The organism is Streptomyces cirratus (assembly GCF_014650775.1).
GTDB lineage: Bacteria > Actinomycetota > Actinomycetes > Streptomycetales > Streptomycetaceae > Streptomyces > Streptomyces cirratus.
This window is the reverse complement of record NZ_BMVP01000040.1, coordinates 1-2,339: the sequence shown is the minus strand read 5'-3', so window position 1 is coordinate 2,339 and position 2,339 is coordinate 1. Positions and strand designations below refer to the sequence as shown.

Sequence of the window (2,339 nt, the reverse complement as noted above, 5' to 3'; positions counted from 1 at the left end):
CGACAGCTCGATGCCGAGATCGGCCGGGTCGCGGTCCGCGATCAGCTCCCGTTCCGCGTCGAGCAGTACGGTCGGCCACGGTCCGGCGATCCGGCCCTGGTGGGTGCTGTCCGTGACCAGGAGGGCGAGCGAGGCGTCCCGGGCCGTGGCGGTCAGGCGCCCGTCGGGGAACTCGGGGTCCAGCAGTGCGTAGCCGGCGCCGGTCTTGACGACGGCGAGCAGGGCGATGGCGAAGTCGATGCCGCGGTCCAGCAGGATCCCGGCGAGGTCACCACGGCCCAGCCCGGCTTCGGTGAGGTGCCGGGCGAGCCGGTTGGCGCGCTCGTTCAGCTCCCCGTAGGACAGTTCCCGCCCCTCGAAGACGACCGCCCGCGCCCCGGGGCGGAGCCGGGCCTGCTCCTCGAAGCGGTCCGTCAGCGTCAGCCGGCCGACCTCCCGGCGGACCCCCGTCCACTCCTCCAGCACCTGCCGCCGGTCGGCCACGCCCAACAACTCGATCTGCGACAACGAGAGTTCCGGCGCGGCCACCACCTGCTCCAGCGTGCGCCGCAGCATCGCGACGATCCGCTCCACGGTGTCGTGCTCGTACAGGTCCGAGCTGTACAGCACGGCTCCGGTCAGGCCGCCGGCCTCGTCCGCGTGGAGCAGGAACTCCAGGTCGAACTTGACCGCACCCGTAGCGAGCGGCTCCGCGGCGCCTGCCCGCAAGCCCGCCAGTTCCGGTCCGGCCGCGGGGCCGGACTCCAGCGCCAGACAGACCTGGAACAGCGGGTGCCGGGCAAGGGAGCGAGCCGGGTTCACCGCCTCCAGCACCAAGTCGAACGGGGCGTCCTGATGGGCGAAGGCGTCCAGATCGGTGGTGCGGACCCGGCCCAGCAGCTCCCGGAAAGCGGGGTTCCCGGAGGTGTCGGTGCGCAGGACGAGCGTGTTGACGAAGAAGCCGACCAACTCGGACAGGGCCTCGTCGGAGCGTCCGGCGACGGGCGAGCCGAGCGGGATGTCGGTTCCCGCCCCCAGCCGGGTCAACGTCGCGGCCAGCGCGGCCTGGAGCACCATGAACGGGGTGCAGCGCTCGGACCGCGCCAGCTCGCGCACCCGCTTGTGGAGCTCGGCGCCGAAGTCCACCCGGACCACCCCGCCGCGCTGCCCGGCGACGGGTGGCCGGGGCCGGTCGTGGATGAGGCCGAGCTCCTCGGGAATCCCTGCCAGGGCCGTCTTCCAGTAGCCGAGCTGCTCCTCCAGCGGTGGCCCTTGGAGAGCCGCGCGCTGCCACAGGGCGTAGTCGGCGTAGTCGACGGGCAGCGGGGGGAAGCCGGGAGCGTCACCGGTGAGCCGGGCGGCGTAGGCCGACGACAGATCGGCGAACAGGGGGCGCAGGGACTGCCCGTCGGTGGCTATGTGGTGGAGCAGCACGAGAAGCGTGTACCGGCTCTCACCGGAGCGGAAGAGCGTGACCCGCAGGGGGAGTTCGGCGGCCAGGTCGAAGCAGTGCCCGGCCGCCGCGAGCAGTTCGGTGTCGAGGGCCTCGGACGTGACGCTCCTGACCTCGAACCAGGGTGCTTCGGTCGGCGGCGCGATGACCTGGCAGGGGGTGCCGTCCACGGTGGCGAACCGGGTCCTCAGCGGCTCGTGGCGCGCCACGACATCACCGAACGCGGCACGCAGCGCGTCGATGTCCGGTTCCCCTTCCAGGCGGACGGCCATCGGGACGTTGTACGCGCTGTCGCCCCCGGAGAGCCCGGCGACCAGCCACAGGCGCTGCTGGGCGAAGGACAGCGGCAGGAACTCCGGTCGGCTCGCAGCCCGGGTGAGGGGCGTGAGCGCCGGCCGGCCGGAGCAGTCCGCGATGCGGCGGGCGAGGGTGGCGGGGGTGGGGTGCTGGAAGACGTCGCGGAGGGTGAGGGTGACGCCGAGGGTGGTGGAGATGCGGTTGGTGAGGCGGGCGGCGAGGAGCGAGTGGCCGCCGTGGTCGAAGAAGCCGTCGTCGATGGACAGGGGAGCGGAGGAGCCGAGCACGTCGCTGATCAGGGTCCGGACGATCTCCTCCAGCTCCGTGCGGGGCTGGCGGCCGGAGGCGGTGAGCGGCAGATCGACCGTCGGCAGGGCTCGCTTGTCGATCTTGCCGTTCGGGGTCAGCGGGAGCCGGTCCAGGACCGCGAACTGCGCGGGCACCATGTGCTCGGGCAGTCGCTCGCGCAGCCAGCCGCGCAGAGCGGCCGGGCTCGGGGCGGAGCCGGGCGCGGCGACGACGTAGGCCGTCAGATGGATGTCGTGGACCAGGGTGGCTTGGGTGATGTGGGGGTGGGTGGTGAGGACGGTTTCGATTTCGGTGGGTTCGA

General features: G+C 72.7%; 1 protein-coding gene. It reads right to left on the bottom strand.

What is annotated here, in order from left to right:
* Nucleotides 1-2,339, bottom strand: a 2,339-nt coding sequence (locus IE207_RS32775; protein WP_190187974.1) for a condensation domain-containing protein, incomplete at both ends; no start/stop codon positions are given.